Genomic DNA, 24,219 nt, shown 5'->3' with positions numbered 1-24,219 from the left:
GCCAAGCTCCCCCACCACTCCGCCCCCAGGCAGGCGAGACGACCGGTCATATTGAGATGACCGGTCATATTCAGGACCGTGGCGGTGATGGGCGACCAAGACCGGCGAGAGAAGCGATTGGTGGCTGCGGAGGCAGCCGGCACAACAGCGGCAGGACGGCGAGGAGGCGGCGTGCGCGAGCCGGGGCGGCACCGCCACCGATCCGCAGCCGCGCCAACACATTCCCCGCTGACCGATCGACCGACCCCGCCCCAGCATCTCCGGCTCAACGGCCGAGGTACCTCGCTCCCCGCCCCGGCAAGGTGGTCTCAAGATCACTGGGAGGAGCGGTACTCATGGACGCCGGGCGGCGGGTCAGTGTGGGGCGGGTCGCGGGGTTCGTGGCTGGGGTGGCGTTGGTGGCGTATTTGGTCGCGCCGTTGTTGTGGGCTGGGGGGTCCTCCGCCGAGGTGGTGGCGGCGGAGGTTCGGTCGTTGGTGGCGGGGCTGGCTGGGGAGGTTCGGGTGGAGGGGGTGCCGGGGGTGGACTCGGCGGGGAGCTGGTTCGAGGTGGTGGAGGTGGACGGGACTGACTCGGCGGGCAACCCGGTGCGGGTGGTGGCGCGGCGGGTGGATCCGGGGGAGCACCGGGCCGAGTCGGTGTCCTGGTTCGTCAGCCTGCCCGCGGTGACGGGGTTGCGGGCGGGGGTGGGGAACCGGTTCGACGGGGTGGTGGACGGGCGGCGGGTCGAGGTGGTGCTGGGGGTGCGGATCGAGGGGGACCAGGTGGTGGTGGGGCCGGAGAGTGCCAGTGTGGATGGCGATCCGGTGGCCCTTGACCAGGTGCGGGAGCTGGTGCCCGTTCGGCGCGCGCCGTTGCCGGGTGGGGTGTCCGGGGTGGCGGTGCGGGGGGTGGAGCTGGACGGGGATCGGCCGCGGGTGGAGCTGGGGGCAAACGGGGTGGTGACCGGGGGGCGGTGACTGGGCGAGGCGGAGTCACTGGCAGGTGTTGCGGGAGTCCGGTTTCAGGAACTCGGTGGCGGCCCAGCGGTCGTCGGCGAGTTTGCGGAAGCCGTCCTTGGTCTCGCCGTGGCCGCCGGTGAGGGCGTCCTTGCGCAGGCGGGTGACCACCTTGTGCTCGGGGCCGGGGCCGGAACGGACGTTGAGCAGGTCAGCCTGGACCTGGAACTCGCAACGGGGCTGGCCGTCGGCCGGCTTGTCGCCCTGGGCGTCGCTGCCGAAGGACAGCACGAACAGGCCAGCGGCGGCGGCGCCGACCAGCAGCACCGGACGGATCATGAACACAGCGGCCTCCTAGGCGCTCACGGACCCCTACCCGGTATAGCGGGCCGTCCCTGAGCTGCGAAGAGGCCGGTCGGCAAGTGCACCCGGGCGGCCGGTGGCGCCACCCGAACGTGCTTGTCGCGGCAACAAGAAGTGATCAGACAGCCCGAGGGCCGTCTTCCGGCGCGGGAAGACGGCCCTCGGAGCCTGTTGGCGGCCTAGATCAGCCGGCCATCTTCTTCTGCAGGTTCTCGTCCAGGGTGGCGAGGAAGTCCTCGGTGGTCTGCCACTCCTGGTCCTTGCTGATCAGCAGCGCCAGGTCCTTGGTCATCCGGCCGCTCTCGACCGTGTTGATGATGACCTGCTCCAGGGTCTCGGCGAAGCCGGTGACCTCGGGGGTGCCGTCCAGCTTGCCGCGGTGCTTCAGGCCACCGGTCCACGCGAAGATCGAGGCGATCGGGTTCGTGGAGGTCGGCTTGCCGGCCTGGTGCTGGCGGAAGTGCCTGGTCACGGTGCCGTGCGCGGCCTCGGCCTCGACGGTCTTGCCGTCCGGGGTCATCAGCACCGAGGTCATCAGGCCCAGCGAGCCGAAGCCCTGCGCCACGGTGTCGGACTGCACGTCACCGTCGTAGTTCTTGCACGCCCAGACGTAGCCGCCCTCCCACTTCATGGCCGCGGCGACCATGTCGTCGATGAGGCGGTGCTCGTAGGTCAGGCCCTTGGCGTCGAACTCGGCCTTGAACTCGGCCTGGAAGACCTCCTCGAACACGTCCTTGAACATGCCGTCGTAGGCCTTGAGGATCGTGTTCTTGGTCGACATGTAGACCGGGTAGTTGCGCAGCAGCCCGTAGGACAGCGAGGCGCGGGCGAAGTCCTCGATGGACTTGCGGAAGTTGTACATCCCCATGGCGACGCCGCCGCCCTCGGGGAACTGCGCCACCTCGATCTCGACCGGCTCGGAGCCGTCGGCCGGGGTGTAGGTGATGGTGACGGTGCCGGGGCCGGGGACCTTGAAGTCGCTGGCCTTGTACTGGTCACCGTGGGCGTGACGGCCGATGATGATCGGCTTGGTCCAGGTGGGCACCAGGCGGGGGATGTTGGAGATGATGATCGGCTCGCGGAAGACGACGCCGCCGAGGATGTTGCGGATGGTCCCGTTCGGGCTCCGCCACATCTTCTTCAGGCCGAACTCCTCGACGCGGGCCTCGTCGGGGGTGATGGTGGCGCACTTCACGCCGACGCCGTGCTTCTTGATGGCGTTGGCCGAGTCGATCGTCACCTGGTCGTCGGTGGCGTCGCGGTGCTCGATGCCGAGGTCGTAGTACTCGAGGTTGACGTCGAGATACGGGTGAATCAGCTTGTCCTTGATGAACTGCCAGATGATGCGGGTCATCTCGTCGCCATCGAGCTCGACGACGGTCCCGTGAACCTTGATCTTGCCCATACGACGGGCTCTCCTCTCGCGACGGTGCAAGCAAGACGAGCGTACTGGTAAGCGGGGGGTAGTCGCTTTCGGGCCTCGGGAAAAGGGAACACCGTCACACCCGCTGTCGGTGTGGCCCGATAGGTTTCCCTCGCTGGATCGGGTGAAACGCTGGGGGGACGATGTCGACGGGGCCGACGCACGCGATCAGTGGGACCGCGGCCTGGGGGGCGGTGGTGGTCGGCTTCGGCGCCTACGACCTCGGCCACTTCACCCCGCAGACCGTGGTGGTGGGGGCCATCATGGCCTCGGGAGCAGCGCTGTTGCCGGACCTGGACCACCCGGGCTCCACCGTGTCCCGCACCTTCGGGCCGATCAGCAAGGCCGCCTCCAAGGCGATCAACACGGTCAGTCACGCCGTGTACCGGGGAACCCGGACGAAGAAGGACTCGAACCGGGACGGCGGGCACCGCGGCCTGACCCACACCGTGGTCTTCGCGCTGCTGGCCGGTATCGGCACCACCGCGGTGGTGCAGGCGACCAACCGCTGGGCGCTGCCCATCCTGCTGTTCTTCTTCTGCGGCCTGGCCGTGCGCGGGCTGATGCACAAGTGGTGCCCGAAGCGGGACGCCTGGGCGATCAGCGGCTCCTCCGCGCTGCTGACCATCCTGTGCTGGTCCTGGGCGCAGACCGGGCCGGAACAGGCCCCCGCGCTGGGCATCGCGGTGATCGCGGGCTGCGTGGCGCACTACATCGGGGACGCGATCACCGAGCAGGGCTGTCCGATGCTGTGGCCGGTGCCGATCATGGGCAAGCTGTGGTTCCCGGTGGCGCCGCCGAAGATCCTGCGGATGAAGACCGGCGGCAAGGTCGAGCTGAGCCTGATCCTGCCCGCGCTGACCATCGCCGCGGTGTGGCTGTCCGCGGCCGCGTTGCAGCGGGCAGGCGCGGTGCCCTGGCTGGACTGGGACCTGCTGCCCGGCGGCTGGTCCTCGGTGCCGCCCGTCGCGGCGGGCTGACCACCGGCGCGAGGTGGGAAGCTGGGGGCAGCTGACTGGGAGGAGTGCCGGTGACACGGGTTCGCGAGATCGTGGTGGTTGCCAAGGGCGGGCCGGTTGAGGTGCGGGAACGCATCGCGGCGGCCCCGGCGGCCGGATCGGCGCTGATCGAGGTGGAGGCGAGCGGGGTGGCCTTCGCGGACGTGCACATGCTGCACGGCACCTACCCCGCGCAGCCCAAGTTCCCGTTCACCCCGGGCTACGAACTGGTCGGCAAGGTACGGCAGGTCGGCGAGGGCGTGCCCGCGCAGCTGGTGGGCAGGCGGGTGGCCGCGCTGACCGTCACCGGTGGCTGGCGCAGCTTCGCCGAGGTGCCGGCCAAGTCGCTGGTGCCGGTGCCGGAGGAGATCGCCGGTCCGGTCGCAGCGGCCGTGGTGCTCAACGGGATCACCGCGTACCAGCTGGCGCACCAGGTGGCCAAGATCAGCGCCGGGCAGACCGTGCTGGTGCACGGCGCCAGCGGCGGGGTGGGCTCGCTGCTGGTCCAGCTCGCGCTCAACGCGGGCGCCAGGGTGCTGGGCACCGCATCGGCGGCCAAGCACCCGGCCGTGCGCGAGCTGGGCGCCGAGCCGATCGACTACCGCGGCGACGTGGTCGCGCGGGTGCGCGAGCTGGCGCCGGGCGGGGTGGACGTGGTGTTCGACCACCTGGGCGCGGGCAGCTACGCGCGGAGCTGGAACCTGTTGGCGCGCAACGGGATCGTCGTCGGCTACGGCTCCGCGAGCACCTACGACCGGCCCGGCAACCGGTTCCTGCCGTACCTGCCGCTCCTCGGCCGCGTCCTCGGCTACCGGCTGCGCGGGCTGCTCGGCGCGGCCAACGGGCGGCGGGCGAGCTTCTACGGCATCCGGCCGGACATGAAGGCCAGGGCGACCCTGGTCGCGGTGTTCGAGCTGGTCCGCAGCGGCCAGCTGGAGGTGCCGATCGCCGAGCAGCTGCCACTGGTGGAAGCCGGGGCCGCGCTGGAGAAGATGATCAGCGGCCGGGGTGTCGGCAAGATCGTGCTGATCCCGTAAACCCGGTTGACCCGCGCCGTAGCGTGGACTGACGTGCGCTCTCCGGCCGCCCTCTACGCGCGCATGATCGGCGCGGGCTTCCGTCGCTACTCCTCCTACCGCGGGGCCACCCTGGCCGGCCTAGGCACCAACCTGGTCTTCGGGCTGCTCCGGGTCTCCGTGCTCTTCGCCGTGCTCGACGGGCGGCGCGAGGTCGCCGGGTACGACGCGGCCCGCTCCTCCACCTACGTGTGGTTCGGCCAGGGCCTGCTGGCCACGGTCGTGCTGTGGGGCCAGCACCAGATCGGCGAGCGGGTGCGCACCGGCGACGTCGTGGTGGACCTGTCCCGGCCGTGGAACCTGCAGCTGGTCCTGCTCGCCGAGGACCTCGGCCGGGCCGGGTACGCCTTCCTCACCCGGTTCCTGCCGCCGGTGGTCTTCGGCGCGCTGTTCTTCCCGTTCCTGTGGCCCGCGCACGGCCTGACCTGGCCGCTGTTCGCGCTGAGCCTCGGGCTGAGCGTGGCGGTCAGCTTCGGCGCCCGGTTCCTGCTGGGGCTCAGCGCGTTCTGGCTGCTGGACAACCGGGGCCCGGTCTCCCTCTACGGCATGTCCGCCGGGATCCTCGGCGGGCTGATCGTGCCGCTGGCCTTCTTCCCGGACTGGTTGCAGACCGTGCTCTGGCTGACCCCGTTCCCCGCGCTGGTGCAGGCCCCGATCGACGTGTTCACCGAGGCCGGTCCGCCGCTGGCACCGCTGGCGCACCAGCTGGTCTGGCTCGGCATCCTCTACCTCGGCGGTCGGCTGGCCCTGCGCGGCGCGGTGCGCAAGGTGGTGGTGCAGGGTGGCTAGCTTCGGGGTGTACCGCAGGCTGATCGGCGCGCAGATCCGCTCCCAGCTGACCTACCGGGTCTCCTTCCTGATGACCTGCGTCGGCGACGCGCTGGCGCAGGCCACCGAGCTGGTGGCGATCCTGGCGATCTTCTCCAGGGTCACCGACCTCGGCGGGTTCAGCCGGGATGAGGTGCTGCTGATGTACGCGCTGGCCAGCACCTCCTTCGGCCTGGCTGACCTGGCCGTTGGCCAGCTGGACCGGCTGCCGCAGTACCTGCGCACCGGGAAGTTCGACTCGCTGCTGATCCGGCCGCTGGGCAGCCTCGGCCAGCTGATGGTCTCGGACTTCCAGCTCCGGCGACTGGGCCGGATCTGCCTGGGCGTCGGCATCCTGGCCTACGTGGTGTCCACAGTGGACATTCAATGGGGCTGGCCCACCGCACTGCTGCTGGTGGTCTCGCCGATCGCGGGCGCGGTGCTGATGAGCGCGGTGTGGGTGATGGCCGCCTCGGTGTGCTTCTGGCTGATCGAGGGCGCGGAGCTGACCAACGGCCTCACCTACGGCGGGCACTTCCTCGCCTCGTACCCGATCACCATCTACCCGGCCTGGCTGCGCACCGCGCTGGCCTTCGTCATCCCGGCCGCCTTCATCGCCTACTTCCCCGCGCTCGCCCTGCTCGGCAAGCCCGATCCCCTTGGCACGCCTGCCTTCCTGGGCTGGATCAGCCCGGTGGTGGCCGCGCTGGCGCTGGGGCTGGCCGCGCTGGTGTGGCGGGCCGCGGTCAGACACTACCGAGGGACTGGATCATGACCCCGCACCTGGAGGCCGAGGAACTGACCCGCACCTTCTCGGTGCGCCACAAGCTGAGCCGGTTCCGCAGCGAGCGCCGGGAGGTGACCGCGGTGGACGCGGTGTCCTTCACCGTGGCCCGGGGCGAGGCGGTGGGCTACGTGGGTCCCAACGGGGCGGGCAAGTCCACCACGATCAAGATGCTCACCGGCATCCTCACCCCGACCGGCGGCCGGGTGCGCACCTGCGGGCTGGACCCGTCCCGGCGGCGGGTGGAGCTGGCCGCGCGGATCGGCGTGGTCTTCGGCCAGCGCAGCCAGCTGTGGTGGGACCTGCCGCTGGCGGACAGCTTCGCGCTGCTCCGCGACATCTACCGGGTGCCTGCCGCTGAGCACGCGGCCCGGCTGGCCGAGTGCGTGGAGCTGCTCAGCATGGGTGACTTCCTGCGCACCCCGGTGCGGCAGCTCTCGCTCGGGCAGCGGATGCGCGGGGAGGTCACCGCGGCGCTGCTGCACGCGCCGGAACTGCTGGTGCTGGACGAGCCGACCATCGGGCTGGACCTGGAGTCCAAGGAGCGGCTGCGCGAGTTCCTGGCCGAGCTCAACGCCACCCGCGGCGTCACCCTGCTGCTCACCACGCACGACCTGGACGACATCGAGCGGCTCTGCCGCAGGCTGCTGGTCATCGACCGCGGCCGGGTGCTGGCCGACGGGCCGCTGGCCACCCTGCGCACCGAGGCGGTCGGCGAGCGCACCCTGGTGGTCGACCTGGAGCAGCCCACCGAACCGCTGACCGGCCTGCCCGGGGTGACCCAGACCAGGGTGGAGAACGAGGGCAGGCGGCACCACCTGGTGTTCCAGCGGGACCGGATCACCGCGCCCGCGCTGATCGCCGCGGTGGCCGAGCGGGCCGCGGTGCACGACATCTCGGTGGTCGAGCCCTCCATCGACGACGTGATCCGACGGCTGTACGCGGGCGGGGTTGTCCACCCAGCGGAGGAGATCGGCGTCAATCCCGGGACCGACGCACGGTGACCGCCGATCTCCCTAGCCTGGGCGGCACACTCACACGTTGATCACTGGAGGGGTTCCGATGCGCAGGTCACCTCGGCTGGCTCTGCTCCTGCTCACCGCGGTGCCCGCGATCGCCCTGCTCGGCGCCTGCCAGCAGGCGAGCGCGTTCGCGGACAAGGCCAAGGTCTGCACCGAGGCGATCAGCCTGGCCTCGCTGCAACCGAACCCGGCGGACCCGCAGCAGACCAGGAACGAGGCCAAGGAGAAGGCCGACCGGCTGATCGACCTGACCAAGAACGTGGCCGAGGCCGACGTCAAGGGCGCGCTGACCACGGTGGCCGACCACTACACCTCGCTGGCCAAGGAGAAGGTGGACGGCGTGGTCAACCTGGCCGACTGGGCCAAGCAGACGGTCAAGAACCTGGACAACGTGCGCAAGGTCTGCCTGGGCTGATCAGGACTTCCTGGCCAGCAGCACCGCGTCGTAGAGGGCCTTGCGGCTGACCCCGGTGCTGGCGGCGACCGCGGCGGTGGCGTCCTTGAGGCGCGCGCCGCCGCGCACCCGCTCCTCCACCACCTCCACCAGCGCGGTCACCTCGACCTCGTCCTGGTCGGCGGAGACCCCGGCGAGCACCACGGTGACCTCCCCGCGCACCCCCTCCGCCGCCCACTCGGCCAGCTCGGCCAGGCTGCCGCGGCGGATCTCCTCGTAGGTCTTGGTCAGCTCGCGGCAGACCGCGGCCAGGCGGTCGTCGCCGAGCACCTCGGCCGCGTCGGCCAGGCAGGCCGCCAGCCGGTGCGGGGCCTCGAAGAAGACCGCGGTGCGCTGCTCGCTGGCCAGCTGGGTGAACCAGCGCCGCCGCTCGCCGGACTTGCGCGGCGGGAAGCCCTCGAAGCAGAACCGCTCGCAGGGCAGTCCGGAGACGGCCAGCGCGGTGGTCACCGCGGAGGGCCCCGGCAGGCAGGTCACCGGCAGGTCCTCGGCCACACAGGCGGCGACCAGCCGGTAGCCGGGGTCGGAGACGCTGGGCATGCCAGCGTCGGTGACCAGCACGACCCGCTCGCCGCCGCGGACCGCCTCGACCAGGCCGGGCAGGCGGCCCACCTCGTTCTGGTCGTAGAAGCTCACCACCCGCCCGGCGGGCTCGACGCCGAGCGCGGCGCACAGGTTGCGCAGGCGGCGGGTGTCCTCGGCGGCGATGACATCGGCGCTGCGCAGGGCCTCGGACAGGCGTGGTGAGGCGTCGCCGATCTCGCCGAGCGGCGTGGCCGCGAGCACCAATCGACCCGATCCGGGTGGGACGTTCATGCGGCTCACCCTACGATCGGCAGCGTGAGTGTTCTGGTGCCGCCCGCCGCCGGCCGTCCGACCGACGAGGGCTGGCTGGCAGCCGAACAGGCGCCGCCGCCCGAACCGCCTGGTGGGGCGGTGCTGCGCGACCCGGCCGAGCGGCTCGGGCCGCCGATGCCGAGCGACCGGCTGCGCGGCTGGCTGGTGACGCTGTCGCTGGCGGTGATCGCCGGGCTGGTGCGGTTCTGGAACCTGGCGCACCCCACTGACAAGGGCACGCCGATCTTCGACGAGAAGCACTACGTGCCGCAGGCCTGGCAGGTGCTGCACAACGGCGGCTACGAGGACAACCCCGGCTTCCGGCTGATCGTGCACCCGCCGCTGGGCAAGCAGCTGATCGCGATCGGCGAGTGGCTCTTCGGCTACAACGGCCTGGGCTGGCGGTTCACCGCGGCGGTGGCCGGCACGGTGTGCGTGATCCTGATCGTGCGGATCGCCCGGCGGCTGACCCGCTCCACCCTGCTGGGCGCGCTGGCCGGGGTGCTGCTGATCGCCGACGGGGTCAGCCACGTGGGCTCCAGGGTCGGCATGCTGGACATCTTCCTGACCCTGTTCGTGGTGGCCGGGTTCGGCGCGCTGCTGGTGGACCGGGACATCGTGCGCAACCGGCTGGCGGTGGCGGTCCGCGAGGGCTGGGCAAATGTCAGCGACTACGGACCGCGGCTGGGTTTCCGCTGGTGGCGCTTTGCCGGCGGGGTGCTGCTCGGGCTGGGCGTCGGGGTGAAGTGGTCGGCGCTGTTCTTCGTGGCCGCCTTCGCCGCGCTGTGCGTGTTCTGGGATGTCACCGCCCGCCGCGCGGCCGGGGTGCGGCGGCCGTGGCGGGGCACCATCGCGCGGGACCTGTTCCCGGCCTTCGCCTCGCTGGCCGTGCTGCCGGTGCTGGTCTACTTCGGCACCTGGTGGGCCTGGTTCGCCAGCGAGACCGGGGTGGACCGGCACCTGGTCGGCAGCGCCCTGCCCGAGGGCGGGACCTGGGGCTTCATCCCGGACGCGCTGCGCGCGCTGCTGTACAACAACAACGAGGTGCTGACCTTCCACAACAACCTCAGCCCCACCGACAAGCACCCGTACGAGTCCAAGCCCTGGGCCTGGCCGATGGGCCTGAAGCCGATGCTCTACTACTTGGAGTCCAACGGCGTGGTGCCCGGCTGCGGCCGCACCGACTGCATGGCAGGCGTGAAGCTGATCGGCACCCCGGCCATGTGGTGGCTGGCCTTCCCGATGCTGGGCTGGGCGGTCTGGCGCGCCTTCGGCAAGCTGGACTGGCGCTACGCCGCCGTGCTGGTCGGCTACGGCGCGGGCTGGCTGCCCTGGTTCAGCAACCTGGACCGCCAGATGTACTACTTCTACGCCACCCCGATGGCCCCGTTCATGGTGCTGGGACTGGTGCTGATCCTGGGCGAGGTGCTGGGCAGGGCGGATGCCGGGGCGGAACGGCGCAAGACCGGGCTGCTGGTGGTGGCGCTGTACGTGGGCCTGGTGATCGCCAACTTCATCTGGCTGTGGCCCATCCTCAACGGCGACTCGGTGACCCCGTGGCGCTGGCAGGCCGAAGTGTGGCTACCTTCCTGGAATTAGGGAAAAATTCAATATCAATTGGCAAATAGCCAACTGAATAACTAGGCTAATTCACGGTCCTTTCGTGTGTATTCACGAAGATCGCGAAGCGCCCCCGCACGTGCGTCGATAGGGTGCCATTAGATCAATGCGGGGGGCACCTGTGGAAGAAATTGACCTTGGCGGGTTCAGCGCGGTGGAGCGCGAGCTCGAACAGACTCGGCAACGGCTCGCCGCCGCGCGCGCCGAGGCGGCAGGACACCGGCACCGCGCGGCCGCGGCCGCACCGGACGGTTCGGTGACGGCGGTGGTGAACGGCGTCGGCGAGCTGCTGGAGCTGGACGTCGACGACCGCGCCCTGCGCACGGCCCATCCACGGCGGCTCGGCCCGGTGATCGTCACGGCGATCGGCGAGGCGCGGGCGCTGGCCGCGGCGCAGAACCAGGCCGCGCTGGCCGAGCTGCTGCCCGCCTTCGAGGGCTGAGCGGTGCGGTCACTGCGCGAGATCCAGGACGACCTGGCGGCGGCCGAACGCAGGCTGGCGCAGGTCAAGGCATGGGCGGCCACCGCGACCAGCACCCTGGTCAGCCAGGACATCGGCAACCAGCTCGGCCAGGTGGTGGTGAACGCGCTCGGCGGGCTCCAGTCGGTCGAGCTGGACCCCGAGGGGCTCGCCTACACCAACGGCAGGGCGCTGGGCCGGGCCGTGGTGGCCGCGGTGCGGGCGGCCGAGGACAAGGCGAGGGCTCGACGGGAGGAGGCGCTCGGATGACCGGCTACCAGGTGGTGCCAGCCGCGCTGCGGGCCAACGTGAAGTTCCTGCTGGACGCCGCGGACTCCTGGGACAACGCGCACAAGAAGCTGCACGGAAAAGTGCTCAGTCCCGATGACCTCGGTTTGCTCGGCAAGCTCGCGAGTGTGCCGGACAACTACAACCAGGCGCTGGAAAGCGTGCTGAAAGCGCTCAAGAAAGGGTTCATCGCCTTGGACGAGGCAGGCAAGGGACTCGGCCAGGTGGCGAACGAGTACGAGAGCAAGGACGCGAAGTTCTACCGCAAGTTCGGCTACGAGATCAGGTAGGGGCGGCGATGACTCTGCCGGTTTTCCCGGAGGCCGAGGCGGCCCAGGTCAGGGAGTACGGCGCGAAGGTCGGCCAGGCCGCGGTGGCCAAGCTGGTGGACACCATCCGCGACTGGTTCGGCCACCCCGAGGTGGTCAGCAGCCACGCGCTGGACTGGGACCCGGAGGCCAAAGTCATGATCGACAAGGCCCTGGACGACATCACCGGTTGCCGGTCCAACCTCAAGGCCTACTGGTCCGGTTCGGCCTACGACTCCTTCGAGATCTACGTCAACCACCTGGAGAAGGTCTTCGAGGCCGCCACCAAGGTCATGGGCGAGATGGCCGACCTGCTGCAGGACTCGCAGGAGACGATGACCAAGGTCTACTGCGAGGGCGTCCGCTTCCTGCTGGAGTGCGCGGCCATCATCATCCAGCTGACCGGCGGGATCATCGCCGGCATCAAGGAGTTCTTCCTCGGCGTGGCCGAGGCGGTCACCAGCGCGATCGCGGACTTCGTGCGCAACGTGAGCGACCTGCTCAACACCGCGGCCACGCTGACCCAGGAGTACAAGCGCACCGGCGTCGACCTCCGCCAGAAGGCCGCTGACCTCAAGGTGCCCAGCGCGATCCCGGGTTCGGCCACCGACGCGGGCGGCTGGGAAGTCCGCCCGAGGCCGGCATGAGGGCCGCGTGGGTGGTGCCGCTGGTGCTGGTGCTGGCCGGGTGCGGGGGCGACCCGCCCGCTGACCGGTTCGGCGCGGCGCCGGACGCCTGCGCCCTGGTTCCCGGGCCGGTGGCGACCTCGGTGGTCAGCGGCGCGACCGGCAAGCCGGGCATCGGCGTGCCGGGCAAGAGCAACTCCTGCGACTGGTCGTTCACCGCGGCCGAGGCCGCCCGCGGCCAGCCCTACCAGCGCAGCCTGTCGGTCAGCGCCACCTACTACGGCACGCCCGCCGGTCAGGACCGGCTGACCGGCACCGAGCTGGCGGCGCGCACCTTCCAGTTGATGCGCACCTCGTTGGGCGTCGGTGACGCGGGCTCGGTGCCGGGCGTGGGTGACGAGGCGTACCGGAAGTTCGCCAACGGCGCGGAGAAGCTGGAGTTCCGCAAGGCGAACGTGTCGGTCTCGATCTCGCTCGGCGGCGTCGACCTGGACACCGCGGGGAACTCCGTGCCGCTGCCGGAGGAGCAGGCCAGGCAGTCCGCGCTGACCGTGGCCACCGCGGCCGCGACCGAGCTGGACAAGGCCCGTTAGCCGAGCAGCACCAGCCCGAACAGCAGCAGCAGGAAGCCGCGGAAGGTGTTGGCCAGGTAGGCCACCGGGATCGGGCCGCCGCCGAGCTCGATGGTGGCGGTGCTGGTGTCGTAGCTGGCGTTGTCCCTGGCCACGGTCCGCAGCACGGCCAGCGCGACCAGCGGGACCACCAGCAGCAGGGCCGGGGTGAAGGCGGCGGGCGCCAGCAGCAGCGCGACCGCGGTCCACAGCGTGACCAGCGCGGTCAGCAGCAGGGCCCAGGTCCGCCAGATCACCTTCAGGTCGAAGCCGAGCCAGCGGCGCAGGCCCGCGCTGCGGTACAGCTCGCCGAGGCCGCCGGTGAACGGCAGCACCGCGAAGTAGCCGCCGAGGCCGAACAGCCACACCGGCGAAAGGCCCCAGGCCGCCCCGGCCGCGACCAGTCCGGCGACCAGCAGCGCGGGCACCGCGAACCGGCGGCGGGCGAGCAGCCGGAGCAACTCCAGGCGCAGCAGCACCGGGCGGCGCAGGGTGATCCGCCGGGACACCGGTTCGCCGACCGGCAGCAGCATCAGCACGTCCAGGAAGCGGGTGGCGGTGCCGCGGACGACCCGGTTCGCCCAGCGGTCGACCAGCTCGGCCCGGCCCAGCCGCGCGGCCGCGGGTCTGGCGCCGATCAGCGCGGCCCCGGCCAGCGTGCCGAACAGTCCGGCCACCGCGGCCAGCAGCACCGGGGTGAGCAGGCCGTACAGCGCGACCACGGCCAGCGCGGCCAGCACCGCGGGCAGCGCCAGCTCCACCGCGCCGGTCAGCTCGGTGGGCAGTCGCCAGAGCAGCACCGCGGCCAGCCCGGCGCTGCTCAGCAGCACCGCGGTGCCCGCGAGCGTGGCCGGCACGGACAGGCCGCCGACCAGGGCGAGCAGCCCCCACAGGTAGCTCAGCCCGCCCAGCCGGGCCGCCCAGTCCGCCCACAGGCGGCGGCCCAGGGTGCGCACCCGGCCGCCCGGCCCGAAGTCCGACCAGGTGAGCTGGGCCGGGCTGACCCACTGGAAGCCGCGCCTGCTCAGCGAGCGCCAGGCCAGCGCGGCGGCCAGGCACAGCACGGCCAGCACCACGGGCTCGGCGGCCGGGCCGGTGGTCACGCCCAGGGTGAGCCGGACATCGGCCAGGTCGAAGAACGGGTAGACCAGCAGCGCCACCGCGAACAGCTCGCCCAGCGCGCGCTCGTCCGGCCAGAGGCGGGTGAGCAGCCGGGTCACGTCAGCTCCACCACGCGGTCCGCGACAGCCGCCCGCAGCACCGGGTCGTGCGTGGCCACCACCACCGCGACGCCCTCCGCGGTGCACTGCCCGACCAGCTCGGCCACCCACTGCCGGGCCTGGGCGTCCAGCGCCCGCTCCGGCTCGTCCAGCAGCAGCACCTCGTGCGGCCGGGCGATCGCGCCGAGCAGCAGCAACCGCTGCCGCTGCCCCGCGCTCAGCGCCGCCGCGGCCACGTCCGCGCAGCGTCCGAGCCCGGCGTACTCCAGCAGCTCCTGCACGTCCTCGGCGCTGGCCGGACGCCCGAAGGAGCCGAGCAGCAGGTCGATGTGCTGGCGCGGGCTGAGCTCGGCGAACAGCTCGGAGTCGTCCAGCTTCACCGAGACCGCGCGGCGGAACTCCACCGAGGTCTCATCCGGCGCCTCCCCGGCCACCAGCACCCGGCCCTCGCTGACCGGCTGGATGCCGTACACGCAGCGCAGCAGGGTCGACTTGCCGATGCCGTTCGCGCCGGTCAGCGCCACGCACTCGCCGGCGGCCACGCTCAGGTCCAGCTCCCGGAACAGCCACCGCTCCGCGATCCGGACGCCGACGCCCTCCGCGAGGATCTCCGCCATGTCCGCACGCTACCGGGACTCGCTCAGCCGAAGCGGGCGATCAGCTCCGCCCGGTCCAGCCGCAGGTCGTACTGGTCGATGTGCTCGGCGAAGCCCTGCGGCACGATCTTGGCCACCCGGAAGCCCAGGTGCTCGAAGAAGCCGGTGCTGTGCTGGCTGGTGCTCAGCGTGACCGCGACCGCGTCCGGGTCGGCCGCGATCATCCGCAGCCTGGCCTCCAGCAGCGCCCGGCCGAGGCCCTGCCGGTGCCTGCGCCGCTCGACCATGCCCCAGCACAGCGTCCACACGCCCGGCTGGGCCAGGTCAGGCGCGTGCCCGCCGGCGGCCACCAGCGCGCCGTTGATCCGGCCGACCAGGTAGACCCCGGGCAGCTTGTCCAGGAACTGGGCGAACTCGCGCCGTTCGGTGGCGGCGAAGTAGAGCGGCACGTTGCTGTCGAACAGCCGCAGGCAGTCCTCGCGGTCGGCTCGTTCGTACGCCGTCAGTCGCATCATTGCCATCGAGGCCTCCCCAGCCTCCGGGATGGGTGAGTATGACCAGCCCCGGGTGGGACACGCCAGCCTCTCCAGTGAATGTAAACGCTTTCCAATTCGGCCGACCGGCCCTGTCGCGCGGGCGGGCCGGGATGGTCGCATGGCGGGATGACCGCTCGAACCGCAGTCGTGCTCGCCGTCGCCGCCGCGGCCGCCCTCCTGCCCAGCTCAGCCGCCGCCTCGACACCGGCACAGGTGGTCAGCCGCGCCTGGCACGGCGGCCCGGCCAACGGCCCCTCCGGCACGCCCGCGGTGAGCGCGGACGGCCGGTTCGTCGCCTTCGCCTCCACCGCGTCGAACCTGGTGCCGCGGGACCGCAACGGGCACGGGGACATCTTCGTGCGGGACAGCTGGACCGGGCTGACCTCGCTGGTCAGCGGCGGCGACGGCCCGTCCTACGACACTCCGGCGATCAGCGCGGACGGCAGGCTCATCGCCTACCTGACCGAGGCTGCCGACCTGGTGCCCGGCGACGTCAACGGCCTGCCGGACGTGGTGGTCACCGACCGCCGCACCGGCCGCAGCACCGGGGTGAGCACCGGCGGCGACCGGGAGTCCGCCGGCGCGCCCTCGATCAGCGCGGACGGCCGGTTCGTGGTGTTCCGCTCGGCCGCGACCAACCTGGTGCCCGGCGACACCAACGGCGTGGAGGACGTGTTCGTGCGGGACCTGCGCACCGGCGGGATCGAGCGGGTCAGCGTGGCCGCGGACGGCGCGCAGGGCGACAGGCAGGTGCACCACGGCACCGCGGTCAGCGCGGACGGCCGGTACGTGGTCTTCCCCTCCGCCGCGACCAACCTGGTGCCGGGCGACACCAACGGCAGCGTGGACATGTTCGTCAAGGACCGGGCCACCGGCGCGGTCACCAGGGCGAACACCACCGCCACCGGCGGGCAGAGCAGCTCCTACACGCTGATGCCCGCGATCACCGCCGACGGCGGCCAGGTGTTCTTCGTGGCCTGGGGCGACAACCTGGTGCCCGGCGACACCGAGGACACCCCGGACATCTTCGTGAAGACCCTGCGCACCGGGGAGATCCGCCGGGTGAACACCAGCGGCGACGGGCGGGCCGCGGACGCCCAGCCCTACCAGCCGACGATCAGCGCGGACGGCCGCAGGCTGGCCTTCGCCTCGATCGCGTCGAACCTGGTGCCCGGCGACACCAACAACGTCGACGACGTCTTCGTCAAGGACCTGCGCACCGGCACGCTGACCCGGATCAGCCTGCGCGCCAACGGAAAGCAGGCCGAGGACTTCTCGCTCACCCCGGCGCTGAGCGCGGACGGGCGGACCCTCGCCTTCGCCTCGCACGCCAAGCTCGGCTCCGGCGAGGGTCCCTACCCGGACGTCTACGTCAAACCTGTTGGTAGGCCTTGAGGTTGCGCAGCAGCAGGTAGGTGTCGTTGATGTTCGCCGAGTCGTTCAGCGAGCGGTAGATGCCCCACTTGGGCCGCAGCCGGTCATCCAGCCAGGTGTCCACATTGGACTTGCGCGCGTCGATCACGGTCCGGCCGCCCTCGCGCACCACCCAGCGCACCGAGCCGTTCCCGTTGCCCACCTTGATCTCCACCTCCGTGTCGATCCACTTGTTCTGCAACGGAGCCAGGTCCACATCGCCCACCAGCACGTCGCCCTCGGTCACCTTGAACTCGATGGTCGAGCGGCTGCCCCTGCGGCGCAACGACATCACCGTCACCGGCGCGGAACCCAGGCCGGGCATCTTGGTCTGCATGATGTGCGTGAAGCTGGTGGTGGCCTTCAGCGAGCTGGGGATGTACATCGAGTAGGTGAACCGCCAGGTCTGCCCCTGGAACAGGTCCACGCTCGCGCCGCCGCTGCGCATGCCGCGGACCTCGTTGCGCTGCCGGTCGGTCGAGGTGTCCCGGTCCCGCTTGTGCATGTCGAAGCGGTATGTGTCGCCCTGCGGGTAGATGTGCTTGGCGCCGGGGTGCGAGTTGGCCCGGTCGTCCTCCACGCCCTCGAAGGCGCCGAGCCCGTCCCGGCTGGGCACCGGGGCCCAGCGCTGCTGCCAGGCCAGCGGCGCGGCCAGCGCGCTCGCGCCGGGCAGGGCGAGGGCCGCGGCGGCGCCGCCGAGCAGGGACAGCGCGGTGCGGCGGCTGAATTCGCGTGCGTCGGTCACGTGTTCTCCTCAGTCTCCGTCGTCAGGGGGTGGCGGCGGACCCTGAGTAAGCGCTTACATGCTGACGGGACAAGGAAAACTCTGTCAACGATTCACGGTTCTGAACGCGCGCGCCTTAGCGCATCCTGGTCAGCGAGACCAGCGGCACGCCAGTCGACTCGATGTGCTGACGGCTGCGGTTGTCCGCGTCCTCGGTGAGCGCGGCGACGCCGACCACGTCCGCGGCCTCGTCCCGCAGCACCGAGATCAGGCTGCCGATCGCGTGGCAGTGGGTCAGCGCGGAGTCCACCACCAGCACCCGGCGGCCCTGCAGCCTGCCGTAGGTGAAGATCTCCGCGCTGCGCCTGCGCGGCACGCCGTGGCGTTCGGTGTCCAGCTTCCAGGCCAGGTGGTACGGCAGCCCGGAGGCCATCGCCACCGCGAGCGTGGGCACGATGCCGCTGGTGTCGAAGCCGAGCAGCACGTCCGGCCGCTCGTGGTGCGGGTTGTTCAGCCAGCTCGACCAGAGCGCGTGGCCGACCGCGAGCAGCCGGGACGGCTCAACCGGGTGGGCCACGCCGTCGAGCTCGTGCACCACTCTGGCCGGTGGCACGTCCGAGGGCAGGTCGAGGCACAGGATCCGGCACGCCTGGAAGTCGACACTCGGCGCGGGTACGTCCTCCAGGGTGGTCATGACGGTCCGACCTCCTCCTGCCTCGCGACGAGGCGCCTGCACACTGGCCGAACTGTAGGGAAACGGCGGGAGACCCGGATTGGGCAATGAGCACACCTGGAGTGGTCGGGACTGTGCGCTCCGCTAGTCATGGGATGTTTGCGCCGATCAGCCTCTCCTGTTCCCGCATATGCAGCCTGCACTGCCCGGCCGCCCCTGCCTGGTCCAAGTGCACAGCCCCGGAGAACGCGCTCTCACTATGGTCACCGGCATGGGTCGTCTCCGGGTCTCCATGGACATCGGCGGCACGTTCACCGACGTAGTCGCCTACGACGAGCAGACCGGGGGGTACCGGGTCGGCAAGCGCCCGACCACCCCTGGTGACCTGGCCACGGGGGTGCTGGACGCGCTGGGCGCGGTGGTCGATCCGCTGTCCGGGATCGACTTCCTGGTGCACGGCACCACCCAGGGACTCAACGCCCTCCTGCAGCGCCGCGGCATTCGGGTGATGTTGCTGGCGAGTGCCGGCGCGGCCGACGTCTACCACATCGCGCGCGGTCCCCGGTTCCGCATGTACGACCTCCAGTACCGCAAACCCGAGCCCCTGGTCCCCCGGCGGGACATCGTCGGCGTGCCCGGCCGGATCGACCAGGCCGGCGCGGAGCTGACTCCGCTGGACGAGGACGCGGTGCGCGCGGCCGCGGCCAGGGCACGCGCGGAGGGCTTCGGCGCGATCGCGGTGTCCTTCCTGTTCAGCTACGCCAACCCGGCACACGAGCTGCGCGCGGCGGAGATCCTGCGCGCGGAGCTGGGCGCGGACTTCGCCCTCTCGCTATCCCACCAGTGCGCGAACGAGTGGCGGGAGTACGAGCGCACCTCCTCCGCGGTGGTGGAGGCATACATCGGCCCGGTGGTGCGCGACTACCTCGGCGGCCTCGCCCGCGACCTGGCCGATCAGGGCGTGCCCGCGCCGCTGCACGTGATGCAGTCCTCCGGCGGCATCATCTCCGCCGGGTCCGCCCGCGAGCGCCCGTTGCAGACCCTGCTCTCCGGCCCGGTCGGCGGCACCATGGGCGGGGTCGCGCTGGCCAAGGCATTGGGCCGGGACAACCTGATCTACATCGACATGGGCGGCACCTCCTTCGACGTCTCGCTGGTCATCGATGGCGAACCGGATATCACCCCGGAGATCAAGCTGGATGGGCTGCCGATGCTGCTCAGCGCGGTGGACATCCACACCGTCGGCGCGGGCGGCGGCTCGGTGGCCTGGACCGAGGCCGGTGGCCTGCGGGTCGGCCCGCACTCGGCGGGCGCGGCTCCCGGACCGGCCGGTTACGGCAACGGCGGCGTGGAGCCCACTGTCACCGACGCCAACCTGGTGCTCGGCCGGATCGAGCCGGGCGCCTTCGCCGCCGGGCTGACCCTGCGACCGGAACTGGCCGAGGCCGCGATCGCCAAGCTGGGCGCGGAGTTCGACCTGGGCACGCCGGAGATGGCCGAGGGCGTGTGCGCGGTGGCCAACGCGACCATGGCCGGGGCGATCCGCACCATCACCGTCTCCCGCGGCATCGAGCCGCGCGAGTTCACCCTGGTCGCCTTCGGCGGGGCCGGGCCGATGCACGCGGTGTTCCTGGCGCGGGAGCTGGGCATCGGCGAGGTGGTGGTGCCGCGCTTCCCCGGCGCGTTCTCCGCCTGGGGCATGCTGCAGACCGAGATCCGCCGCGACCTGGTGGAACCGCACTTCCGGCTGGACGCCGACCTGGACGGCGCGGCCATGTCCGCCCGGCTGACCGCGATGGCGGAGACCGGACTGGACTGGCTGGCCACCGAACGGGTGCCCGAGGCCGCCCGGCGCAGCTCGCACGCGGCCGACATCCGTTACGCGGCACAGGAGTACACCCTCACCGTGCCACTGCTCAGCGCGGAGGAGCCGACGTCGCCGGAGTTCCTGGACACCATCTCGGCCCGGTTCGCCCAGGTGCACCAGGCCCGCTACGGCCACGCCAACCCCGGCGCGCCGATCGAGTTCGTCGCGCTGCGCACCACCGTGCAAGGCGATCTCGGCCGCGCGGCGCCGGAACGGCTGGCCGAAGCCACCGAACCTCTTGCGCCGCAACAACATCGACCGGTCTTCTTCGACGGCGGCTGGCACCAGACGCCGATCCTGCACCGTGCCGGACTGGCCCCTGGGCACCGGCTGGCCGGACCGGCGATCGTGCTGGAGGACACCGCGACCACCGTGGTGCCACCGGGATTCACCCTGTCCGTGGACTCGCTCGGCTCGCTCGTGGTGCGCAGGGAGGACCAGTCATGACCGTGGACCCGGTGACCGTGGAGATCATCCGCAACGCCCTGGCGGCGGCCGCGGAGGACATGAACGCCACCCTCATCCGCTCCGCCTACACCCCGGTGATCTACGAGTGCGGCGACTGCGTGGTCGCGCTGCTCGACGACGAGCACCAGGTGCTCGGCCAGTCCGCCGGGTTGCCCATCTTCTTGGGGAACTTGGAGATCTGCACCAGGGCCACCGAGGAGCGCTTCGGCCGGGAGGTCTGGCGGCCCGGCGACGTGTGGATCCTCAACGACTCCTACCTGGCGGGCACCCACCTCAACGACGTCACCCTGTTCGGCCCGGTGTTCGTCGGTGAGGAACTGGCCGGGTTCACCGCCACCCGCGCGCACTGGATCGACGTCGGCTCCAAGGACCCCGGCGGCTCGATGGACTCGGTGAACATCTTCCAGGAGGGCCTGCGGCTGGGCCCGCAGAAGCTGCTCGACGGCGGTGCCGAGGTGCACGGCGTGGTGGACACCATCACCACCAACGTGCGCTTCCCCTACCCGACCTCCGGTGACCTGCGCGCGATGACCGCGACCATCGAGATGGGCCAGCGCCGCCTGGCCGAGATCGTCGAACGCTTCGGCCTGGACACCGTGCGCGCGGCCAGGGACGAGATCTTCGCGCAGACCGAGCGGCTGGAGCGCGAGGTCATCAGGGCCATCCCGGACGGCGTGTACCAGGCAGAGGGCTTCCTGGACAACGACGGCATCGACCTGGCCACCCCGGTCCCGGTCCGGCTCACCGTCACCGTCTCCGGCGAGACCATCGACTTCGACGTGCGCGACTCCGCCGACCAGACCGTGGGCCCGGTCAACTGCGGCGCGGCGCAGACCGTCTCCGCCTGCCGGGTCGGCTACAAGCTGCTGGTCAGCCCGGACGTGCCGGGCAACGGCGGCTCGTTCCGGCCGCTGACCGTGCAGGTCCGGCCCGGCTCGGTCTTCGGCGCGCAGGCCCCCGCGGCCTGCCAGTGGTACTTCTCCCACCTCGGCCTGCTCATCGACCTGGTCGCGCGGGCGCTGGCCCCCGCGCTGCCGGACCGGGTGGCCGCGGCCAGCCACGGCGACTCGATGATCGTGATGTACGCCGGGGTCGACCCGCGCACCGGCCGCGAGTACGTCAGCCAGGAGGCCACCGTGGGCGGCTGGGGCGGCTGGCGGGGCAGCGACGGGGAGAGCGCGCTGATCAACAACGTGAACGGCTCGCTGCGGGACATGCCGGTGGAGGTGCTGGAGAGCCGGTTCCCGCTGCGGATCACCCGCTACGAGATCCGGCCGGACTCCGGCGGCGCGGGCCAGTGGCGGGGCGGCAACGGGGTGCTGCGCGAGTACGAGGTGCTCGCCGACTGCACGGTCTCGCTCTGGTTCGAGCGCTCGGTCACCCCGGCCTGGGGACTGTTCGGCGGCAGTCCGGCGGCGCCGCCGGAGGTGACGATCAATCCGGGCCGGCCCGATGAACAGCGAATGTTGAAATGCAACGGTTTGCATTTACGTGCGGGCGATGTGGTCCGTTGTGTCACCGGTGGCGGCGGCGGATTCGGTGACCCGGGAAAACGCGCGCCGGAGGCGGTTCGAGCCGATGTGCTGGACGGTCATCTCAGCGCTGAGCACGCAGAAGCGGTGTACGGCACCGTTATTCGACAACGCACCCATTCCGGGTGTACTGATCAGGAATGCGCATCGGAGTCCGTCTCGGGGTGAACCGTGCGCACGGTGCGCTCGCGCATGAGGGCCAGGTGCTGGCCACCGGCACCGAAGCGGTCGCGGGCCGGGGCGGACGCCAGCTCAGCGGGTTGCTGAAGCGGCTGGCCGCCTCCTCGCCGTCCATCGTCGACTCGGTCACCTGGGACGTCTCCGCGCTGCTGGAGCGGGCGCTGCGGCGCGGCGCGGGCGTGCAGCCGGTGGGCGCGATCCGGGTGCTGCCGCGCGCGCCCCGGCAGTGCGGCCACCCGTTCGAGCTGATCCGCTCGCTGATCACCTGGACGGCCACGGTCACCGGCGGGCACGACATCTTCGGCGCGGAGATGGCCCCGCTGGACCTCGAGGACGCGCTGGCCAAGGTCGCCGCCGCCTACGCCGAGGGCATCCGCACGCTCACCGTCACCGCCACCGGCGCCTCCGGCAGCGCCGAGCACGAGCAGGCCATCGCCGGCCGGGTCGCCGAGGAGTTCCCCGACCTGCGGGTCTGCCTCTCGCACGAGGTGGGCGGGCTGGGCCTGGTGGAGCGCGAGGCGACCAACGTGGTCAACGCGGCGCTGCTGGACTTCTGCGAGGACCTGGTGGACCGCTGCGAGCGGATCACCGCCACCCTGGACGGCCCGCCCGGCTGCTGGTTCGCCACCGGCGACGGCGGCCGGGTCTCCGCGCGGCGGCTGCGCTCGGTGCCCGCCCGCGGGCTGGCCGCCACCGCCGCGGCCGCGCTGCGCGGGGCGGCGCTGCTGGCCGAGCGGCCGGACGGGCCGGTCGTGCTGACCGGGCCGAAGGAGATCCTCGTCGGCGAGGTCAGGGCCGGGTGGCCGAGGGTGGAAAGCGATCTGCTGGGCGCGCTCGGCGTGCGGCTGGTCGCCCCGCAGGCCGCGATCACGGTGCGCCCGGCGGCCACCGCGGACGCCTTCGCCGCGCAGCTTCGCGAGCAGGAGGGCGCGGGCGCACTCGGCGTGCTGGACGAGGGCGGCGAGGAGCTGGCCGAGCGGCTGCACCGCAAGCTGCGCCCGGTGCTGTCCCCGGTGCGCGGCGCGGCCGACCTGTGCGCGGTGGGCGCGGCGGTCAGCGAGCCCAGCGCCTGGCTGGACCTGGTGGTCACCGCCGACTCCGCCGAGGACCTGCAACGCAGGCAGACCATGCTGGAAGGCCAGGCGCTGTCCCTGGTCGCGGCCAGCGGCGGCAGGCCGGGCCGGGAACGGGTGATCCGGTCGGTGGCCACCCCGCTGGCCTTCCTCGGCCGGGACGTCTACCGGCTCTGGGTCTACGTGGGCAGCCGCCCCGAGCCGGAGCGGCGGCCATGACCATCACCCAGCTCACCGCCGAGGACGTGCCGGTGCTGATGGCAGGCGCCCAGCTGCTGTCCTCCTCCGCGGGCTCGATCACCCTGGACGGCTACCGCGCCGCGATCGAGGATGTGGTGCGCCGCAACGGTCCGGTCCCCCTGGTGGCACTGGACGACCTGCCGCCGGAGGCGCTGTGCGTGTCCATCGGCGCGCTCGGCGGGTACGCCCCGATGATCGAGCTGCCGCCCAACGGCGACGAGGGCGTGCTGGCGGTCCGCGCGCTGGAGGAACGCCTGGGGCGCAAGGTGGACGCGATCGTCTCGCTCAACTCCGCCGGTCCCAACGCGGTCTTCCCGGTGGCCGCGGCCGCCGCGCTCGGCCTGCCGCTGGTGGACTGCGACGGCATGGGCCGGGTGCTGCCGCTGATGATCCAGACCACCTACGCGCTGGCCGGGCTGCCGATCGGCCCGCTGGCCGGGGTCGGCCTGGCCGGGGACGTGCTGGTGCTGGACAGCAGCATGCACCGGTCAGAACTGTTGCTGCGCGCGGCGATGAAGGCCGCGGGCGGCTGGCTGATGTGCGCCAGCTACCCGGCCACGGTGGCCGCGCTGCGCCCGGCCGCGCTGCGCGGGGCGACCAGCCGCACGCTGACCGTCGGCCGGATGCTCACCTCCGCGCAGGACCGCGAGTCGCTGCTGGCCGGGCTGACCCGGATCATGGGTTCCCGGGTGCTGGGCAGCGGCCGGGTGATCGAGCTCGGGCACGCCACCCGCACCGTCGGACCGCGGATCTACCCCTCGGTGCCGACCAGCATCGTGGTCGCCGAGTACGGCAGCCCCAGCAGGCTGATCCGGTTGGAGGGCAACAGCGAGCTGCTGCTCGCGGTGATCGACGGCGCGCTGGCCGCGGCCGTGCCCGACGTGCTCTGCCTGCTGGACCGGCACGAGCGGAAGGTGGTCGGCATGGAGTCGGTCACCCTTGGCCACCACGTGGACGTGCTGATGCTGCCGGTGTCGCCGATGTGGCACACCCCGGCCGGGCTGGCCATCGCCGGTCCGCGCGCCTTCGGGTTCCCGGTCCGGCACCCGCGTGAGGAAGGCCCTTCGTGAGGATGGTGCGCC

General features: G+C 71.8%; 26 protein-coding genes. 18 read left to right on the top strand and 8 right to left on the bottom strand.

The features are described from left to right. Nucleotides 1–503: 503 nt before the first annotated feature. A complete protein-coding gene (locus tag N8J89_RS03575) occupies nt 504–959 on the top strand; it encodes a hypothetical protein (protein ID WP_283662923.1) in 456 nt (151 codons plus the stop codon). A 15-nt stretch (nt 960–974) separates the two neighbouring features. On the opposite strand, the gene N8J89_RS03570 is transcribed toward N8J89_RS03575, so the two are convergent. Together N8J89_RS03570 and N8J89_RS03565 are read right to left on the bottom strand one after the other, a co-directional pair. Further along, nucleotides 975–1,283, bottom strand: coding sequence for an SH3 domain-containing protein (locus N8J89_RS03570; protein WP_283662922.1), 309 nt, complete (start codon nt 1,281–1,283; stop codon nt 975–977). A gap of 202 nt (nt 1,284–1,485) precedes the next feature. Further along, the gene (locus N8J89_RS03565; RefSeq protein ID WP_252486716.1) at nt 1,486–2,706 is read right to left on the bottom strand and encodes an NADP-dependent isocitrate dehydrogenase; all 1,221 of its coding nucleotides are present in this window, start codon (nt 2,704–2,706) and stop codon (nt 1,486–1,488) included. 161 nt (nt 2,707–2,867) lie between these two features. On the opposite strand from N8J89_RS03565, the gene N8J89_RS03560 reads away from it, so the two are divergent. From N8J89_RS03560 to N8J89_RS03535, 6 genes are read left to right on the top strand one after another with little or no spacing between them, the layout of a single operon-like run. Beyond that, nucleotides 2,868–3,704 (top strand): metal-dependent hydrolase, encoded by an 837-nt coding sequence (locus tag N8J89_RS03560; protein WP_283662921.1) that lies wholly within the window; start codon nt 2,868–2,870, stop codon nt 3,702–3,704. 50 nt (nt 3,705–3,754) lie between these two features. Continuing rightward, entirely contained in the window at nt 3,755–4,759 is a 1,005-nt protein-coding gene (locus N8J89_RS03555; RefSeq protein ID WP_283662920.1) for a medium chain dehydrogenase/reductase family protein, read from the top strand. A 33-nt stretch (nt 4,760–4,792) separates the two neighbouring features. Beyond that, nucleotides 4,793–5,587, top strand: coding sequence for an ABC transporter permease (locus N8J89_RS03550; protein ID WP_283662919.1), 795 nt, complete (start codon nt 4,793–4,795; stop codon nt 5,585–5,587). Next, the gene (locus N8J89_RS03545; RefSeq protein WP_283662918.1) at nt 5,580–6,380 is read left to right on the top strand and encodes an ABC transporter permease; all 801 of its coding nucleotides are present in this window, start codon (nt 5,580–5,582) and stop codon (nt 6,378–6,380) included. Before N8J89_RS03550 ends, N8J89_RS03545 begins: the two co-directional genes overlap by 8 nt. Beyond that, nucleotides 6,377–7,393 (top strand): ABC transporter ATP-binding protein, encoded by a 1,017-nt coding sequence (locus N8J89_RS03540; RefSeq protein ID WP_283662917.1) that lies wholly within the window; start codon nt 6,377–6,379, stop codon nt 7,391–7,393. Before N8J89_RS03545 ends, N8J89_RS03540 begins: the two co-directional genes overlap by 4 nt. A 58-nt stretch (nt 7,394–7,451) precedes the next feature. Then, complete coding sequence (locus N8J89_RS03535; RefSeq protein ID WP_283662916.1) at nt 7,452–7,826, top strand: DUF8711 family protein; 375 nt, start codon at nt 7,452–7,454, stop codon at nt 7,824–7,826. Here N8J89_RS03535 and rsmI read toward each other — a convergent pair whose 3' ends face one another. Further along, nucleotides 7,827–8,681: a 16S rRNA (cytidine(1402)-2'-O)-methyltransferase gene (rsmI, locus tag N8J89_RS03530; RefSeq protein ID WP_283662915.1), complete on the bottom strand. Its 855-nt coding sequence runs from the start codon at nt 8,679–8,681 to the stop codon at nt 7,827–7,829. A gap of 24 nt (nt 8,682–8,705) precedes the next feature. Between rsmI and N8J89_RS03525 the strand changes: the two genes are divergently transcribed. The 6 genes from N8J89_RS03525 to N8J89_RS03500 all read left to right on the top strand — a co-directional run bounded on the left by N8J89_RS03525 (nt 8,706) and on the right by N8J89_RS03500 (nt 12,597). Further along, the gene (locus N8J89_RS03525) at nt 8,706–10,301 is read left to right on the top strand and encodes a dolichyl-phosphate-mannose--protein mannosyltransferase (RefSeq protein ID WP_502868417.1); all 1,596 of its coding nucleotides are present in this window, start codon (nt 8,706–8,708) and stop codon (nt 10,299–10,301) included. A 142-nt stretch (nt 10,302–10,443) separates the two neighbouring features. Beyond that, nucleotides 10,444–10,764, top strand: a complete 321-nt coding sequence (locus N8J89_RS03520) for a YbaB/EbfC family nucleoid-associated protein (RefSeq protein WP_283662914.1) — start codon at nt 10,444–10,446, stop codon at nt 10,762–10,764. Between the two features lie 3 nt (nt 10,765–10,767). Next, on the top strand, nt 10,768–11,052 hold the full coding sequence (locus N8J89_RS03515; RefSeq protein ID WP_283662913.1) for a YbaB/EbfC family nucleoid-associated protein: 285 nt from the start codon (nt 10,768–10,770) through the stop codon (nt 11,050–11,052). Next, entirely contained in the window at nt 11,049–11,360 is a 312-nt protein-coding gene (locus N8J89_RS03510) for a hypothetical protein (protein ID WP_252486726.1), read from the top strand. The genes N8J89_RS03515 and N8J89_RS03510 overlap by 4 nt, the downstream gene beginning before the upstream one ends. Nucleotides 11,361–11,368: 8 nt before the next feature. Then, entirely contained in the window at nt 11,369–12,025 is a 657-nt protein-coding gene (locus tag N8J89_RS03505; RefSeq protein WP_283662912.1) for a hypothetical protein, read from the top strand. Beyond that, nucleotides 12,022–12,597 (top strand): hypothetical protein, encoded by a 576-nt coding sequence (locus N8J89_RS03500; RefSeq protein ID WP_283662911.1) that lies wholly within the window; start codon nt 12,022–12,024, stop codon nt 12,595–12,597. Before N8J89_RS03505 ends, N8J89_RS03500 begins: the two co-directional genes overlap by 4 nt. Here N8J89_RS03500 and N8J89_RS03495 read toward each other — a convergent pair. The 3 genes from N8J89_RS03495 to N8J89_RS03485 are packed head-to-tail and all read right to left on the bottom strand — an operon-like array spanning nt 12,594 to nt 14,952. Then, entirely contained in the window at nt 12,594–13,835 is a 1,242-nt protein-coding gene (locus N8J89_RS03495; protein ID WP_283662910.1) for a hypothetical protein, read from the bottom strand. The genes N8J89_RS03500 and N8J89_RS03495 overlap by 4 nt on opposite strands. Continuing rightward, nucleotides 13,832–14,452, bottom strand: coding sequence for an ABC transporter ATP-binding protein (locus N8J89_RS03490; protein WP_283662909.1), 621 nt, complete (start codon nt 14,450–14,452; stop codon nt 13,832–13,834). Before N8J89_RS03490 ends, N8J89_RS03495 begins: the two co-directional genes overlap by 4 nt. A 23-nt stretch (nt 14,453–14,475) precedes the next feature. Beyond that, nucleotides 14,476–14,952 (bottom strand): GNAT family N-acetyltransferase, encoded by a 477-nt coding sequence (locus N8J89_RS03485; protein ID WP_283662908.1) that lies wholly within the window; start codon nt 14,950–14,952, stop codon nt 14,476–14,478. Between the two features lie 141 nt (nt 14,953–15,093). Here N8J89_RS03485 and N8J89_RS03480 point away from each other — a divergent pair, with 141 nt between their 5' ends. Next, nucleotides 15,094–16,362, top strand: a complete 1,269-nt coding sequence (locus tag N8J89_RS03480) for a TolB family protein (RefSeq protein WP_283662907.1) — start codon at nt 15,094–15,096, stop codon at nt 16,360–16,362. Here the strand turns inward: N8J89_RS03480 and N8J89_RS03475 are convergent. After that, the gene (locus N8J89_RS03475; RefSeq protein WP_283662906.1) at nt 16,340–17,125 is read right to left on the bottom strand and encodes a polysaccharide lyase family protein; all 786 of its coding nucleotides are present in this window, start codon (nt 17,123–17,125) and stop codon (nt 16,340–16,342) included. The two genes, N8J89_RS03480 and N8J89_RS03475, sit on opposite strands and share 23 nt — an antisense overlap. Before the next feature lie 115 nt (nt 17,126–17,240). Continuing rightward, nucleotides 17,241–17,798, bottom strand: coding sequence for a phosphoribosyltransferase (locus tag N8J89_RS03470; RefSeq protein ID WP_283662905.1), 558 nt, complete (start codon nt 17,796–17,798; stop codon nt 17,241–17,243). Nucleotides 17,799–18,048: 250 nt separating this feature from the next. Between N8J89_RS03470 and N8J89_RS03465 the strand changes: the two genes are divergently transcribed. The 4 genes from N8J89_RS03465 to N8J89_RS03450 are packed head-to-tail and all read left to right on the top strand — an operon-like array spanning nt 18,049 to nt 24,207. Continuing rightward, nucleotides 18,049–20,091, top strand: a complete 2,043-nt coding sequence (locus tag N8J89_RS03465) for a hydantoinase/oxoprolinase family protein (protein WP_283662904.1) — start codon at nt 18,049–18,051, stop codon at nt 20,089–20,091. Next, nucleotides 20,088–21,812: a hydantoinase B/oxoprolinase family protein gene (locus N8J89_RS03460; protein ID WP_283662903.1), complete on the top strand. Its 1,725-nt coding sequence runs from the start codon at nt 20,088–20,090 to the stop codon at nt 21,810–21,812. The genes N8J89_RS03465 and N8J89_RS03460 overlap by 4 nt, the downstream gene beginning before the upstream one ends. Beyond that, entirely contained in the window at nt 21,809–23,116 is a 1,308-nt protein-coding gene (locus N8J89_RS03455; RefSeq protein WP_283662902.1) for a hypothetical protein, read from the top strand. The genes N8J89_RS03460 and N8J89_RS03455 overlap by 4 nt, the downstream gene beginning before the upstream one ends. After that, entirely contained in the window at nt 23,113–24,207 is a 1,095-nt protein-coding gene (locus tag N8J89_RS03450) for a DUF917 domain-containing protein (protein ID WP_283662901.1), read from the top strand. The genes N8J89_RS03455 and N8J89_RS03450 overlap by 4 nt, the downstream gene beginning before the upstream one ends. The last annotated feature ends 12 nt before the right edge of the window (nt 24,208–24,219 follow it).

The organism is Crossiella sp. CA-258035 (assembly GCF_030064675.1).
Classification (GTDB): Bacteria; Actinomycetota; Actinomycetes; order Mycobacteriales; family Pseudonocardiaceae; genus Crossiella.
The sequence above is the reverse complement of the archived record's forward strand: the minus strand, read 5'-3'. Positions and strand labels throughout refer to the sequence as shown.